Below are 16,083 nucleotides of genomic sequence, written 5' to 3' on the forward strand. Positions count from 1 at the left end.
ATAAGGCTTTACGCCGCATCCGGCAATGCCTGATGGCGACGCTGAAGCGTCTTATCAGGCCTACGGTTCACCCTTTAATTTTTGGATCCAGCGCGTCGCGCAACCCATCCCCCAGCAGGTTAAACGCCAGCACCGTCAGGAATATCGCCACCGCCGGGAAAATCGCCACGTGCGGCGCGATCACCATATCAGCCCGCGCTTCATTGAGCATGGCCCCCCATTCCGGCGTCGGCGGCTGCGCGCCTAAACCGAGGAAGGACAGACTGGCGGCAGAAATGATTGACGTCCCGATACGCATGGTGAAAAAAACCACGATTGAAGAGACCGTACCCGGCAAAATATGGTTAAAGATAATGGTCGCGTCACTGGCACCAATGCTGCGTGCTGACTCAATAAATGTTTGTTGCTTGAGAACCAACGTATTGCCACGAACCAGTCGCGCAAAAGCCGGAATGGAAAACACCGCAACCGCAATAATCACATTCGCAATCCCACTGCCCAACACGGCGACCACGGCTATTGCCAGCAGAATGCCGGGAAAAGCGAACAGTACGTCACAGATACGCATAATCAGCCGATCCCACCAGCCTTCGTAATATCCAGCCAGCAGACCCAGTACCGTGCCAATCGCCGCGCCTATAAAGACGGCAAAGACTCCGGCCGCCAGCGAAATTTGTGCACCAACCAGCACGCGGCTAAAAATATCCCGCCCAAGCGAGTCAACGCCAAACCAGTGCAGCATCGACGGCCCGTCATTCAGCCGGTCGTAATCGAAGTAATTTTCAGCATCAAACGGCGTCAGCCAACGGGCAAAGATGGCCACCAGGATCAGGGCCAGCACAAATAACCCCGCGATCATCGCAACATGTTGACGACGAAAACGACGCCAGAACTCATGCCACGGCGTACGTATTTGCTCTGGCTTAACGAGGGGCATCGCATTTAAAATCGCCTGTCGGCGCCAGTTAAAAAATCGCATCCTTACTTGTACCTGATAGCCGGATTAATGGCGGCATAGAGCACATCCACCACTAAGTTGATAAGAATAAATTCCAGGGAAAACAGCAGCACTTCGGCCTGAATCACCGGGTAGTCGCGCATTTCAACTGAGTCGACCAACAATCGCCCAAGTCCAGGCCAGTTGAACACCTTCTCAACCACAATCGAGCCACCCAGCAAAAAGCCAAACTGCAGCCCCATCATGGTGACCACCGGGATCATCGCGTTACGCAAACCATGTTTTAATACCACCCAGGTTTCACTCACCCCTTTGGCCCGCGCGGTACGCATATAGTCCTCGCTAAGCACATCGACAAACGAGGCGCGGGTAAAACGGGCGAGTACCGCGGCCACCGCCGCCCCTAGCGTAATTGAAGGGAGAATGTAGTGTAACCAGGTATCCGCACCTACGGTCGGTAGCCAACCCAACTCAACGGAAAAGATCTGCATTAACAGCATGCCAAGCGCAAAGGCCGGGAAAGAGATCCCGGTGACTGCCAGCGTCATACTCAATCTGTCCGGCCAGCGATTGCGCCAAACGGCGGCAATGATCCCTGCCGTCATGCCAAATAACACCGCCCACGCCATGCTGGCAATGGTCAGCCACAGCGACGGCATAAAACGGCTGGCAATCTCGTCGGCAACCGGACGACGAGAAACCATCGAGGTCCCGAAGTCGCCTTGCAACACGTTGGTCATGTAATGCCAGAACTGAACGTGCAGCGGCTGATCCAGGCCCAACTGCGTACGCACCAGTTCAATCACCTCTGCATCGGCCTCCGGCCCGGCAATAAGCCGCGCCGGATCGCCGGGTAGCAAGTGAACAAATAAAAACACCAGCACCGCCACAATTAACAGCGTTGGAATCAACCCCAGCAGGCGCTTAAAAACATAGTTGAGCATCAGACTCCCTTCGCCGGCCCCACCCACGCAGGGCCGAATGAATAGCTTATTTCAAATCCGCGTCATCAAAACTAAACCCGGTGTCGGGCATGATCCAGAATCCGGTCAAATTCGTACTGTGCGCCGAGATCAGTTTCTCCACCACCAGCGGGATCCACGGCGACTCTTTCCAGATAATATCCTGCGCGTCTTTGTACAACTGCGCTTTTTGCGCCGGATCGTTGGTTTGCAATGCCGCCGTTAAATCATTGTCCACCTGCTTGTTACTGTAGAACGCGGTATTAAACAAGGTTGGCGGCCAGTTCTGTGACGCAAACAGCGGCGACAGCGCCCAGTCCGCTTCTCCCGTAGACGCCGACCAGCCGGTGTAGAACATCCGTACCCCGCTATCTTTCTGCGCCTTGCCCTCGACTTCTGCGGCTCGCTGCCCGGCATCCATCGCCGTAACCTGAGCCTTCACGCCCACCTGCGCCAGTTGCTGCTGGGTAAATTGCAGCACTTTCTGCGCGGTGCTGTGGTTATGGGATGACCACAGCGTGGTGGTAAAGCCGTTGGGATAACCCGCTTCTTTCAGCAATTCGCGAGCCTTTGCCGGATCGTAAGGCCACGGCGTGTAGCTTTGCGCATAGGCTATCGATGGCGGAAGAACGCCCGTTGCCGGCGTCGCGTAACCGGCAAAAGCCACTTTCACCAGCGCCTGACGGTTGATGGCATAATTTAACGCCTCGCGCACCTTCGGATTATCGAACGGTTTTTGCGTGACGTTCATGCTGATATAACGCTGCATAATAGACGGGCTGGCGACCAGTTCCAGGTTTTTGTTCTTCGCCAGTAACGCCGCCTGCTCGTAAGGGATCGGGAAGGCAAACTGGGCTTCCCCGGTCTGTAGCATGGCCGCACGCGTGTTGTTGTCCGTTACCGGACGCCAGGTAATCGTATCAAGCTTTGGCAACCCTTGCTGCCAGTAGCCCGCGAACTTCTTAACTTTGACAAAGTCGGTCTGATTCCAGGTTTCAAGCTGATACGGCCCCGTCCCTACCGGATGGAAACCTATCTCTTTCCCGTATTTCTCCAGCGCAGCCGGGGATATCATCGCCGTAGCCGGATGCGCCAGAATATTGATAAAAGCAGAGAATGGCTGCTTCAGCGTAATCTTCACCGTAGCGGGATCAACAACCTCGGTTTTATCGATATTCTTATACAGGTTATAGCGTTTAAGGTGATTTTCCGGATTGCTGGCGCGATCAAGGTTGGCTTTTACCGCAGCCGCATTGAAATCAGTCCCATCCTGAAACTTCACGCCCTGTCGTAGTTTAACGGTGTACGTCAGGCCATCATCAGAAACGGTATAGCTTTCCGCCAACACATTTTTCAGCTTCATCTCTTTATCAAGGCCGAACAGCCCTTGGTAAAACGACTTGGCTACCGCCTGCGACAACGTGTCGTTGGCATCATAAGGGTCGAGCGTGGTGAAATTAGACCCTACCGCAACCACCACATCTTTGGCAGCCCAGGACGGGGATGCAGCCAGCGCAGAGGCGACCCCCAGAGCAACCAGCCATTTCCGAGCAACAATTTTTGTCATATTATTCTCCTTAAACCCTGCCTGCCTGTCATAAACGCGAAAGCGCATTTTCTGGTTGCCCACGCGCAACATAATGCCCCGGGCCAACTAACTGTAGTGAAACGGGGGAAATCTCTTCACCGCGTTTGCGGATATTGCTGGGGATATCATCCGACAACAGCACGCGCTGTGGCCTTTGATGCGATGGATCGGCGACCGGGACTGCCGCCATCAGTTTGCGGGTGTAGGGATGCTGTGGATTTTCAAACACCGCCCGTCGGGTGCCGATCTCAACAATCTGCCCCAGGTACATCACCGCCACACGATGACTAATGCGCTCCACCACCGCCATATCGTGGGAAATAAACAGGTACGCAATACCCATTTCCCGCTGCAGGTCGAGCAACAGATTAATAATTTGCCCGCGAATCGAGACATCCAGCGCCGAGACGGACTCATCGGCAATGATTACTTTTGGATTGAGCGCCAACGCCCGGGCAATGCAGATACGCTGGCGCTGACCACCGGAAAACTCATGCGGATAGCGCCAGGCATGCTCAGGGAGCAATCCTACGCGTTCCAGCAGCCATGCAACCCGTTTTGTCGCCGCATCGCCTTGCAACAAACCGTGCACCCGCAGTGGCTCTAAGATGGAATATCCCACCGTCTGGCGCGGATCGAGCGACGCATAAGGGTCCTGGAAGATAAACTGGATATCCCGACGCAGCGGCTGCAACTTGCTGGCTGACAGAGTATCAATGCGTTGTCCCTTGAAGAAAATCTCCCCACGCTGGGACTCCACCAGGCGCAACAATGCCCGCCCGGTCGTTGATTTACCGCACCCCGACTCGCCTACCAGTGAAAGCGTTTCGCCAGGCCAGAGATCAAAACTGACGTTTTCCACCGCATGCACCTCGCGGGTCACGCGATTAAGGATGCCGCTACGCAGGGGGAAACGTGTCACCAGGTTGCGAACCCGCAGAATCGGCTCTCCCTCAACCACCGTGTCCTGCTCGGTTTGAGGTTCAACATGATGAGGATCGTGCAGAGAAATAAGCGGGAAGCGTCGCGGAAGGTCATGCCCGCGCATCTCCCCAAGTTGCGGCACGGCTGCCAACAGCGCTTGAGTGTAAGGGTGCTGCGGAGCATGAAAAATGTGCTCAACGCTGCCCGTCTCGACCGCTTCGCCCTGGTACATCACCAGCACCCGGTCAGCGATATCTGCCACCACGCCCATATCGTGGGTGATAAAAATGACGCCCATCGACATCTCTTGCTGCAGCACTTTTATCAGTTGCAGGATCTGCGCCTGAATAGTGACGTCCAGCGCCGTTGTCGGCTCATCAGCAATCAACACCGCCGGGCGGCAGGATAGCGCCATGGCAATCATCACTCGCTGGCGCATTCCGCCGGAAAGCTGGTGCGGATAGCGCGATAAAATCGCCTTCGCCTCAGGGATACGCACCTGGTCGAGCATGCGTTTAGCTTCCACCATCGCCTCTTCGCGACTCGCCCCTTGGTGAAGACGAATGGACTCAGCTATCTGCTCACCGACGGTAAACACCGGGTTGAGCGACGTCATCGGCTCCTGAAAAATCATTGCGATATCCGCGCCGCGTACGTGACGCATCTGCGATGCGCTCTGTTCACCCAGTTCAATAACCTGTCGATTGCGGCGTCGAAGGAGCATTTCATCGCAGCTCACCTCGCCGCCCGCCTGTTCAATCAGACGCATCAGCGACAAGGCCGTTACCGATTTTCCGGAACCGGATTCGCCAACAATCGCCAGCGTTTCTCCACGTTTCAGACGAAAAGACAGATTCCGTACGGCGCTGATACGCTGCTGCTCTTGTTCGAAGGCGATATTCAGGTTGCTGACGGCCAGTACGTCACTAACATCAAGCTCATCACTGTGTGGCAACGCTATCTCCTTTTTCCCGATAAATACCGGTGGTGGGCGTATCACCAGCGTATCCCCATGCGCGGTACATACCTTCGCTGTTAAACGGCAAAGCCACATTCCCTTCATGATCGATAGCAATTAATCCACCGCTGCCGCCCAGCGCCGGCAACTTTTCCATCACCACGCGCTCGCACGCCTCTGACAGACTCAGGCCGCCATAATCCATCAGCGCCGCAATGTCATAGGCCGCCAGCGCGCGAATGAATACTTCTCCGGTTCCGGTACATGAAACCGCAACGTTGGCATTGTTGGCATAGCAACCCGCGCCAACCAAAGGACTGTCGCCCACCCGCCCCGGTAATTTGTTGGTCATTCCGCCGGTCGATGTTGCCGCCGCCAGATTGCCAAACATATCCAGCGCAACCGCACCCACGGTACCCATTTTGTTGTTTTCATCCAGCGGAGTCGCGCTGTGATCCAGCACCGTTTCACCCACCGCTTGCGCCGCCAGCAGTTGTGCATAGCGTTCTGGCGTCGAGAAAATATCCGCCGAAACGCGCGCCATACCCTGCGCAATGGCAAAATTTTCTGCCCCTTCGCCAATCATCATGACGTGGGGACTGTGTTCCATCACCAGGCGCGCCGCAAGAATCGGGTTTCGCAGATGGCTTACCCCGGCGACGGCGCCTGCGTTCAGCGTATTACCGTCCATCACGCAGGCGTCCAGCTCATGGGTTTCATCACGGGTATACACCGCGCCAATTCCGGCGTTAAACAGAGGGCACTCTTCCAGTAGGCGCACGGCCTCAGTGACAACATCCAGCGCGCTTCGGCCTGCTTCCAGCATTCGTTGACCGGTTTCAACAATATCTGACAGCGCCTGTATATAACGCAACTCCTGCTCCTGGCTTAGCTCTGCGCGGGTTATTGCCCCAGCGCCGCCGTGAATTGCAATGACTGCTTTACCCATTTTTTTCATCCATTAAGGTGGCAGGTAACGGGGTTATAAATATCAGAATTTCTGTGAGTTATTGATTCGATTTTTGAATATAGAAAGATGCAGACGTCATGTAAAGGTAAAGGCCCGCGCCTAAGTCTGAGGTGGCATACTGTCTGCGTCCATTTTCTGACATAATGACCGGATTCGATTTTGCCTCGCAGGAGTCTTCTCATGGAATTTACCGCCGGACTGATGCCGCTTGAAACGGCTCTCTCTCAGATGCTTTCGCGTATCACCCCGCTCACCGCCGTCGAAACGCTACCGCTGGTTCAATGCTTTGGCCGCATTCTGGCCACCGATATCGTCTCTCCCATTGATGTCCCTGGATTCGATAACTCGGCAATGGATGGCTATGCGGTGCGATTAGCCGATCTGCAATCCGGCCAGCCGCTCTCCGTTGCAGGTAAAGCCTTTGCCGGTCAGCCTTTCCATGGTGAATGGCCTGCGGGGACCTGCATCCGTATTATGACCGGCGCCCCGGTTCCTGCCGGTTGCGAAGCGGTAGTGATGCAGGAGCAGACGGAACAAACTGACGACGGTGTGCGTTTTACCGCCGACGTCCGCAGCGGGCAAAATATTCGTCTGCGCGGTGAAGATATTGCAAACGGTGCGGTGGTATTTCCCGCCGGGACTCGCCTGACAACCGCAGAGCTTCCCGTGCTGGCTTCGCTCGGTATTGCCGATGTCCCCGTTGTGCGCAAAGTCCGCGTGGCGCTGTTTTCTACCGGTGATGAACTGCAATTACCTGGTCAGCCGCTGGGGGACGGACAGATTTATGACACTAACCGTCTGACCGTTCATCTGATGCTGCAGCAGTTGGGCTGCGAGGTGATCAACTTAGGGATTATTCGTGACGATCCCAACGCGCTGCGCGCCGCGTTTATCGAAGCCGACAGCCAGGCTGACGTCGTTATCAGCTCTGGTGGTGTTTCCGTTGGTGAAGCGGATTACACCAAAACCATTCTGGAAGAGCTGGGAGAAATCGCCTTCTGGAAGTTGGCCATCAAACCGGGCAAACCGTTCGCCTTTGGCAAACTGAGCAACAGCTGGTTTTGCGGCCTGCCGGGTAATCCGGTGTCTGCGGCTCTCACCTTTTATCAACTGGTCCAACCGCTATTGGCGAAACTCAGCGGTAACACCGCCTGCGGACTGCCGCCACGCCAGCGCGTGCGCACCGCATCACGCCTGAAGAAAACGCCTGGCCGTCTGGATTTTCAGCGCGGTGTATTACAGCGTACCGCAGAAGGCGAACTGGAAGTCACCACTACCGGACATCAGGGCTCGCATATTTTTAGCTCCTTTAGCCTGGGCAACTGTTTTATCGTGCTGGAACGCGACCGTGGTAACGTCGAAGCCGGAGAATGGGTTGAGGTCGAGCCGTTTAACGCCCTGTTTGGAGGCCTGTAATGGCAGAACTCAGCGACCAGGAGATGATGCGCTATAACCGGCAAATCATTCTGCGCGGCTTCGATTTTGAAGGTCAGGAGGCGCTCAAGGAAGCACGGGTTCTGGTCGTGGGTCTGGGCGGGCTCGGTTGTGCGGCTACCCAGTATCTGGCGGGCGCTGGCGTCGGGCAGTTAACCCTGCTCGACTTTGACACGGTCTCCGTGTCGAATCTCCAGCGCCAGACGCTGCACAGCGATGCTACCGTTGGACAGCCGAAAGTGCTATCCGCCCGCGACGCCCTGGCGCGGATTAACCCCTATATCGCCATTACGCCAGTGAATGCGCTGCTGGGCGATAGTGAGATTCACTCACTTATCGCCGAACACGATTTGGTGCTGGACTGTACGGATAACGTCAGCATCCGCAATCAGCTGAATGCAGGATGCTTTGCCGCCAGGATTCCGCTGGTTTCCGGTGCGGCAATTCGCATGGAAGGACAAATTACCGTCTTTACGTATCAGGAAGGCGAGCCCTGCTACCGTTGCCTGAGCCGTCTGTTCGGTGAAAACGCCCTGACCTGCGTAGAGGCTGGCGTGATGGCTCCGCTGATCGGTGTGATCGGATCGTTACAGGCGATGGAAGCCATTAAGCTGCTGGCAAACTACGGTAAACCGGCGTCGGGAAAAATCGTCATGTACGATGCCATGACCTGCCAGTTTCGCGAAATGAAGCTGATGCGTAATCCGGGGTGTGAGGTCTGTAGTCGGTAAAAAAGTCGGGTGACGGCTTTGCCTTACCCGACCTACAACGGCTCGAACGTAGGCCGGGTAAGCGTTAGCGCCACCCGGCAACAACATCAGATCGACGTACGACCAAATGCGCTCTGCCAGTCGTGCTCAAACTTCGCCACGGCAGCATCAACAGCTGGAGAGCTAATCATCTGCTGAGCGACATCCAGCGGCAGCGTGATGGACTCACAGCCGACCAGCAGGCAATCCAGCGCCTGACGCGGCGTTTTGAAACTGGCTGCCAGCACTTTGGCGTGCGGGGCATGCATTTTCAATAAGGCCTGTAGATCGGTCACCGTCTGAATGCCGTCTCCCCCCTGAGCATCCACGCGGTTAACGTATGGCGCTACGTATTCAGCCCCCGCCAGCGCAGCTAAAAGCCCCTGAGCAGCACCGTAAACCGCAGTCCCCAGCGTCGGGATACCCTCTTCTTTCAGCAATTTAATCGCCGCCAGACCTTCTGCCGTCACCGGCACTTTGACCACGATATCCGTGATGATTGCCCGCAGTTTACGCGCATCGCTGACCATCCCTTCGGCGGTGGTCGCCATGACCTGAGCAAACAGACGCCCTTGCCCGCCCATTGCGTCCTGCAGTTGCGGCAGTAATACGTCCAGCGTCTGCTTACCTGCCGCCACAATGCTTGGGTTAGTGGTCACCCCTGCCAACGGAAAAACACGCGCCAACGCTTTTACCGCGGCAACATCAGACGTATCTAAATAGAGTTCCATAACCTTTCCTCAAACGAATAATTAGCATGAATAAAAGGTAGCACGGCAAAACCTCGCGGTTAGTTGACACACGTCAATATAACTTTCATTCGAAAGTAATTTAATCTTTATACGAAAGAAATGAGGCCGCTTATGATTTTCAATATCCAGCGCTATTCCACTCATGATGGTCCCGGTATCCGCACCGTGGTGTTCCTTAAGGGATGTTCCCTGGGCTGTCGGTGGTGCCAGAATCCGGAGAGCCGCGCCCGGACGCAGGATCTGCTCTATGACGCACGTCTGTGCCTTGATGGTTGCGAACTGTGCGCGCAGGCTGCACCGGCAGTGGTTGAACGTGCGTTGAATGGTCTGCTTATTCACCGTGAAAAACTGACGGATGAGGCCATTACGGCGCTGACCCACTGCTGTCCGACCCAGGCACTGACCGTCTGTGGGGAGATAAAAAGCGTGGATGACATCATGGCGACCGTCCTGCGTGACAAACCGTTTTACGACCGCAGCGGAGGGGGCCTCACTCTTTCCGGCGGCGAACCGTTTATGCAGCCAGAGCTGGCGGCTGAATTGTTCCAGGCCAGCCACGAGGCGGGCATTCATACGGCAGTAGAGACCTGTCTGCATGTTCCGTGGAAGTATATTGAGCCGTCATTACCCTACGTTGATCTGTTCCTGGCCGATTTAAAACATGTCGCCGACGCGCCGTTTAAACAGTGGACCGATGGTAGCGCCTCTCGCGTGCTGGAAAACCTGAAAAAACTGGCCGCAGCCGGTAAAAAAATAATTATCCGCGTCCCGCTGATTCAGGGATTCAACGCTGACGAAGCGGCTATTCAGGCCATTACCGATTTTGCCGCCGACGAACTCCACGTCGGAGAGATCCATTTTTTGCCCTACCACACGCTGGGCATCAACAAATACCACTTACTCAATCAACCCTACAACGCCCCGGATAAACCGCTTGATGCGCCTGCGCTGCTCGAATTTGCCCAGCAGTACGCCAGCCTTAAAGGTTTAACCGCGACCCTACGAGGATAATCGCCATGACCACTCTGAAACTGGACACACTCAGCGATCGTATCAACGCGCATAAAACGGCTCTGATCCACATCGTGAAACCGCCGGTTTGTACCGAGCGCGCCCAGCACTATACCGAGATGTACCAGCAGCATCTGGATAAACCCATCCCGGTACGCCGTGCGCTGGCGCTGGCTCATCACCTGGCGGAACGTACTATCTGGATCAAACATGACGAGCTGATCATCGGTAACCAGGCAAGCGAAGTACGCGCCGCGCCAATCTTCCCGGAATACACCGTCTCCTGGATTGAAAAAGAGATCGACGATCTCGCCGACAGGCCTGGCGCAGGTTTCGCGGTTAGCGAAGAGAACAAGCGCGTATTGCACGAAGTATGCCCATGGTGGCGCGGTCAGACCGTACAGGATCGCTGTTACGGTATGTTTACCGACGAACAAAAAGGCCTACTGGAAACCGGCATTATCAAAGCTGAAGGTAATATGACCTCCGGCGACGCACACCTGGCGGTGAACTTCCCGCTGTTGCTGGAAAAAGGTCTCGACGGCCTGCGCCACAAAGTCGATGAACGTCGTTCCCGCATCGATCTGACTTGTCTGGAAGACCTCCATGGCGATCAGTTCCTGAAAGCGATTGATATTGTGCTGGAGGCCGTCAGTCTGCACATTGAGCGCTTTGCCGCGCTGGCGCGTACAATGGCATCCGCAGAAACGCGCGCCAGCCGCCGTGATGAACTGCTGACCATGGCGGAAAACTGCGATGTCATTGCCCATGAGCCGCCAAAAACCTTCTGGCAGGCGTTGCAGCTGTGCTATTTCATTCAGTTGATCCTGCAAATTGAATCGAACGGTCACTCAGTATCGTTTGGCCGTATGGATCAGTACCTCTATCCTTTCTACCGTCGTGACGTAGAACTGAACCAGAGTCTCGACCGCGAGCACGCCATTGAGCTGTTGCACAGCTGCTGGCTGAAATTGCTGGAAGTGAACAAAATTCGCTCCGGCTCCCACTCGAAAGCCTCGGCGGGCAGCCCGCTGTATCAGAACGTCACCATTGGTGGTCAGAATCTGGTCAACGGTCAGGCGATGGATGCCGTCAATCCACTTTCCTACGCCATTCTGGAGTCCTGTGGCCGACTGCGCTCTACCCAACCAAACCTCAGCGTGCGTTATCACGCGGGGATGAGTAATGACTTCCTGGATGCCTGCGTGCAGGTGATCCGCTGCGGCTTCGGGATGCCAGCCTTTAACAACGACGAAATCGTCATACCTGAATTCATTAAGCTGGGCATTGAACCGCAGGACGCCTATGACTACGCGGCTATTGGTTGCATCGAAACCGCCGTCGGCGGCAAATGGGGCTACCGCTGCACCGGCATGAGCTTTATTAACTTTGCCCGCGTGATGCTGGCGGCGCTGGAAGGCGGACGCGATGCCACCAGCGGCAAGGTATTCCTGCCGCAGGAGAAAGCGCTCTCAGCCGGCAACTTCAATAATTTCGATGAAGTGATGGACGCCTGGGATACACAGATCCGCTACTACACGCGCAAATCTATCGAAATAGAGTATGTCGTCGACACCATGCTGGAAGAAAACGTACACGATATTCTGTGCTCCGCGCTGGTAGATGACTGTATTGAACGAGCGAAAAGCATTAAACAAGGCGGTGCGAAGTATGACTGGGTATCTGGTCTGCAGGTGGGTATCGCCAACCTCGGCAACAGCCTGGCAGCAGTGAAAAAACTGGTCTTCGAGCAGGGGGTTATCGGCCAACAACAGCTGGCCGCCGCGCTGGCTGATGATTTTGATGGTCTGACCCACGAGCAGTTGCGTCAACGCCTGATCAACGGCGCGCCAAAATACGGCAACGATGACGATAGCGTTGATGCGCTGCTGGCTCGCGCTTATCAGACCTATATCAACGAGCTGAAACAGTATCACAACCCGCGTTACGGCCGTGGTCCGGTTGGCGGCAACTACTACGCCGGGACCTCGTCTATCTCCGCAAACGTACCATTCGGCGCGGCAACCATGGCAACGCCGGACGGCCGTAAAGCGCATACTCCACTGGCAGAAGGCGCCAGCCCTGCCTCCGGTACGGACCATCTCGGCCCAACGGCGGTCATTGGCTCGGTGGGTAAACTGCCTACCGGTTCGATCCTCGGCGGCGTGCTGTTAAACCAGAAGCTGAACCCGGCCACGCTGGAAAATGAGTCTGATAAACAAAAGCTGATGATTCTGCTGCGTACCTTCTTTGAAGAGCACAAAGGTTGGCATATTCAGTACAACATCGTTTCTCGTGAAACGCTGCTGGAAGCCAAAAAACACCCGGATCAGTACCGTGACCTGGTGGTGCGTGTCGCAGGTTATTCCGCCTTCTTCACCGCTCTGTCTCCGGATGCGCAGGACGATATCATCGCGCGCACTGAACATATGCTGTAACCCCCGCCCGGTGACGCTGCGCTTACCGGGCCTACATACTCTCCCTTTAGCCGGGTAAGGCGAAGCTGCCACCCGGCTTTTTACTTTCATTCGAAATTAAATTTGTGCTACAGGTCACATTGTTATTAGAATGTTTCTGGTCGCAGTTATGAGCCAGGAGCAAGTATGACCATCAAAGTTATCGTCACTGATATGGACGGAACTTTTCTCGACGACGCCAAGCAATACGATCGTGCACGCTTTATGGCGCAGTATCAGGAACTGAAAAAACGAGATATTGAATTTGTCGTGGCCAGCGGCAACCAGTATTACCAGCTAATCTCCTTTTTCCCGCAGCTCAAAGATGAGATCTCTTTTGTCGCCGAGAACGGGGCGCTGGTGTTTGAACATGGCAAACAACTGTTTCACGGTGAGCTTACGCGCCACGAATCACGCATTGTCATTGGCGAATTGCTCAAAGATAAGCAGCTCAACTTTGTGGCCTGTGGACTGCAAAGCGCCTATGTCAGCGAAAATGCCCCAGAGTCCTTTGTCGCGTTGATGGCAAAACATTATCATCGCCTGAAACCCGTAAAGGATTATCAGGACATTGATGATGTGCTGTTCAAGTTCTCGCTGAATCTGCCTGATCAGCAAATCCCGCTGGTTATCGATCATCTGCATACTGCTCTCGACGGCATTATGAAGCCCGTCACCAGCGGCTTTGGATTTATCGACCTGATTATTCCCGGCTTACATAAGGCCAACGGGATCAGCCGCCTGCTAAAACGCTGGAACCTGTCGCCACAAAACGTCGTCGCCATCGGCGATAGCGGCAACGATGCGGAAATGCTGAAGATGGCGCACTACTCTTTCGCCATGGCCAATGCGGCAGAGAGTATCAAATCAATTGCCCGCTATCAGACCGACGATAATAACCATCAGGGGGCGCTGAACGTGATTCAGGCAGTGCTGGATAACACTTCGCCATTTAACGTCTAATCCTGCCAGCCGGGGTATCCCTTACCCCGGTTTTCACTCTTTTTCCATTTTGCGCATACCAGCAGGTTTTTAAACTTGCATTAACTAATTTTTAACTTATATTGTCATTTGTAATCAAATTCAGTTTCGAATGAAAGCTAATGCGAGGTGGTTATGGCTTTTACTTTTACCAGCGACACGTTGCCCGCCGATCACAAAGCGGCAATCCGTCACATGAAACAGCAACTGCGGGCACAGCTTGGAGATGTTCAGTTGATCTTCAATCAACTGAGCGATGCCATTGCCACCCGCGTGGCGGAAATCAACGCCCTCAAAGCGCAAGGTTCCCCGGTATGGCCTGTGTTGTCCTATGCGGATATCAAAGCGGGTCGCGTGAGCGCAGAGCAGCGTGAAGAAATTAAGCGTCGCGGATGCGCGGTCATTAAAGGGCATTTCCCCCGCGAACAGGCGCTGGCATGGGATCAGTCGATGCTCGATTACCTGGATCGCAACCATTTTGATGACGTCTACAAAGGGCCCGGCGATAACTTCTTCGGCACCCTGAGCGCATCACGGCCTGAAATTTACCCAATCTACTGGTCACAGGCGCAAATGCAGGCCCGCCAGAGTGAAGAGATGGCTAACGCGCAGTCGTTCCTCAATCGCCTGTGGACCTTTGAAAGTCAAGGTAAACAGTGGTTTAACCCGGATGTCAGCGTAATCTATCCTGACCGTATCCGCCGTCGCCCGCCGGGAACGACGTCCAAAGGTCTCGGGGCGCATACGGATTCCGGCGCGCTGGAACGCTGGCTGCTGCCTGCGTATCAGCAGGTCTTTGCTTATGTTTTCAATGGTAAGCTGGACGATTACGATCCATGGCAGGCTGCGCATCGCACCGAAGTAGAAGAGTACACGGTGGATAACACCACCAAATGTTCAGTATTCCGTACCTTCCAGGGCTGGACTGCGCTGTCCGATATGCTGCCAGGTCAGGGATTGTTGCACGTGGTTCCTATTCCTGAAGCGATGGCGTATGTGTTGTTACGCCCATTGCTTGACGATGTGCCGGAAGATGAGCTTTGCGGCGTAGCGCCCGGCAGAGTGCTGCCGATTTCCGCGCAATGGCATCCGCTGCTGATTGAAGCGCTAACCAGCATTCCACAACTGGAAGCCGGAGACTCAGTGTGGTGGCATTGTGATGTGATCCATTCCGTTGCGCCGGTTGAGAATCAACAGGGTTGGGGCAACGTGATGTATATCCCTGCCGCACCGATGTGCGAAAAGAATCTGGCCTACGCTCACAAAGTGAAAGCTGCGCTGGAAAAAGGCGCCTCGCCGGGTGATTTCCCACGAGAAGATTATGAAACTCACTGGGAAGGACGCTTCACGCTGGAGGATTTGAATATCCACGGTAAACGCGCGCTGGGGATGGAATAAACTGTCCCCTTTCAGCATCTTTAAAACAGCCCGGCTTTCTTCACGACGTGATAAAAACCGGGTATTTTTTTATTCTACTGATACTGCTGCCAGTTTCCATTTATCATGTTCTTTGAGCATCGTAACGTTAATCTCGCCAGACTCTCCGTTTTTAAACTCTACGCTTCCAGATAAAGAACCAACATCATTTACTACATTGAAACTATCGAAACTGTATTCACTAATATCATCAAAATGAACAGACTCGGTTACAAGCTTAAAATCCTCGCTGTTCATTTTTCTTTGCAGAGAAGAAGAGCTTGCCTGATAAGCCTGAACATATTGTCCATTACGGAGCAAATCTATCTCTGTTCGTGCAGCATCCTTCAAATCACCCATCGTGGAAAAAAGGAAAGTGCCAAGGCCGATAAAAATAATCAGTGCGGCAATCACCGCTCCCGCAATAACAAATTTCCTTTTTTTCTTGTCTGCTAACAGACCACGAACCTGCCATCCAGCATCACGAGCCATATCAAAAACAGGGTCGGTAATTTCCGTGGATGCAAATTTATAGCCATCAATTTTACCGAAGCTACCATCTTCTTTTTTACCCCAGGAGCCCCCAGCAGAAAACTCAAGACGTTTCCCTATTTGGACAGATTTGCTCAATCTGAACCCACCCCAATCTGCATCCCATTCCACATCGGTCGTTTTTTCCCGATAGCTAATCTGCTTTTTACTTTCATTGAAAAACAGTCTTAACTCATATTGTTTTTGCAATCCGTATTGGCTGAAATAATCTACCCACTCAGCATCTTCGATATTCCAGGATGCAACAATATCATCGCCATCTTCACGTAAAACGAAAGGATGCTCGTTACTGTTGTTTAAATTTAGTAAGTTTAATTTAAGATTGGCTAAAGAAAGCGGTTCCATCTGACTCATTTCCTTTCCCTGTATTCA

General features: G+C 54.1%; 13 protein-coding genes. 6 read left to right on the top strand and 7 right to left on the bottom strand.

Annotated elements, in window-relative coordinates:
- Nucleotides 1-67: 67 nt before the first annotated feature.
- Genes gsiD through iaaA form a run of 5 tightly spaced genes read right to left on the bottom strand, consistent with a single transcriptional unit; the run spans nt 68 to nt 6,339 of the window.
- Nucleotides 68-979, bottom strand: coding sequence for a glutathione ABC transporter permease GsiD (gene gsiD / locus IB196_RS15025; RefSeq protein WP_005123642.1), 912 nt, complete (start codon nt 977-979; stop codon nt 68-70).
- Between the two features lie 2 nt (nt 980-981).
- Nucleotides 982-1,902 (bottom strand): glutathione ABC transporter permease GsiC, encoded by a 921-nt coding sequence (gene gsiC, locus IB196_RS15030; protein WP_005123643.1) that lies wholly within the window; start codon nt 1,900-1,902, stop codon nt 982-984.
- 46 nt (nt 1,903-1,948) lie between these two features.
- The gene (gsiB, locus tag IB196_RS15035; protein ID WP_005123644.1) at nt 1,949-3,487 is read right to left on the bottom strand and encodes a glutathione ABC transporter substrate-binding protein GsiB; all 1,539 of its coding nucleotides are present in this window, start codon (nt 3,485-3,487) and stop codon (nt 1,949-1,951) included.
- Between the two features lie 28 nt (nt 3,488-3,515).
- Nucleotides 3,516-5,387, bottom strand: coding sequence for a glutathione ABC transporter ATP-binding protein GsiA (gene gsiA, locus IB196_RS15040; protein WP_005123645.1), 1,872 nt, complete (start codon nt 5,385-5,387; stop codon nt 3,516-3,518).
- Nucleotides 5,374-6,339 carry a beta-aspartyl-peptidase gene (gene iaaA, locus IB196_RS15045; protein WP_005123646.1) on the bottom strand — a complete coding sequence of 322 codons (966 nt, stop codon included), beginning with the start codon at nt 6,337-6,339 and terminating at the stop codon, nt 5,374-5,376. Before iaaA ends, gsiA begins: the two co-directional genes overlap by 14 nt.
- Before the next feature lie 201 nt (nt 6,340-6,540).
- Between iaaA and moeA the strand changes: the two genes are divergently transcribed.
- Both moeA and moeB read left to right on the top strand, forming a co-directional pair.
- Complete coding sequence (gene moeA, locus IB196_RS15050) at nt 6,541-7,776, top strand: molybdopterin molybdotransferase MoeA (RefSeq protein WP_005123648.1); 1,236 nt, start codon at nt 6,541-6,543, stop codon at nt 7,774-7,776.
- A complete protein-coding gene (gene moeB / locus IB196_RS15055; protein ID WP_005123649.1) occupies nt 7,776-8,525 on the top strand; it encodes a molybdopterin-synthase adenylyltransferase MoeB in 750 nt (249 codons plus the stop codon). Before moeA ends, moeB begins: the two co-directional genes overlap by 1 nt.
- A gap of 86 nt (nt 8,526-8,611) precedes the next feature.
- On the opposite strand, the gene fsa is transcribed toward moeB, so the two are convergent.
- Nucleotides 8,612-9,274 carry a fructose-6-phosphate aldolase gene (gene fsa / locus IB196_RS15060; protein WP_005123650.1) on the bottom strand — a complete coding sequence of 221 codons (663 nt, stop codon included), beginning with the start codon at nt 9,272-9,274 and terminating at the stop codon, nt 8,612-8,614.
- 132 nt (nt 9,275-9,406) lie between these two features.
- Here fsa and IB196_RS15065 point away from each other — a divergent pair, with 132 nt between their 5' ends.
- The 4 genes from IB196_RS15065 (at nt 9,407) to IB196_RS15080 (ending at nt 15,141) form a co-directional block, all read left to right on the top strand.
- Nucleotides 9,407-10,306, top strand: a complete 900-nt coding sequence (locus tag IB196_RS15065; RefSeq protein WP_149692127.1) for a glycyl-radical enzyme activating protein — start codon at nt 9,407-9,409, stop codon at nt 10,304-10,306.
- A gap of 5 nt (nt 10,307-10,311) precedes the next feature.
- Nucleotides 10,312-12,744: a glycyl radical protein gene (locus tag IB196_RS15070; RefSeq protein WP_005123654.1), complete on the top strand. Its 2,433-nt coding sequence runs from the start codon at nt 10,312-10,314 to the stop codon at nt 12,742-12,744.
- A gap of 165 nt (nt 12,745-12,909) precedes the next feature.
- On the top strand, nt 12,910-13,725 hold the full coding sequence (locus tag IB196_RS15075) for a Cof-type HAD-IIB family hydrolase (protein ID WP_188231824.1): 816 nt from the start codon (nt 12,910-12,912) through the stop codon (nt 13,723-13,725).
- Between the two features lie 153 nt (nt 13,726-13,878).
- Entirely contained in the window at nt 13,879-15,141 is a 1,263-nt protein-coding gene (locus tag IB196_RS15080) for a DUF1479 domain-containing protein (protein WP_188231823.1), read from the top strand.
- Between the two features lie 69 nt (nt 15,142-15,210).
- On the opposite strand, the gene IB196_RS15085 is transcribed toward IB196_RS15080, so the two are convergent.
- Nucleotides 15,211-16,065 carry a hypothetical protein gene (locus tag IB196_RS15085; RefSeq protein WP_223236841.1) on the bottom strand — a complete coding sequence of 285 codons (855 nt, stop codon included), beginning with the start codon at nt 16,063-16,065 and terminating at the stop codon, nt 15,211-15,213.
- Between the last annotated feature and the right edge of the window lie 18 nt (nt 16,066-16,083).

The organism is Citrobacter sp. C6_1, from assembly GCF_014596835.2.
Lineage (GTDB): Bacteria > Pseudomonadota > Gammaproteobacteria > Enterobacterales > Enterobacteriaceae > Citrobacter > Citrobacter pasteurii.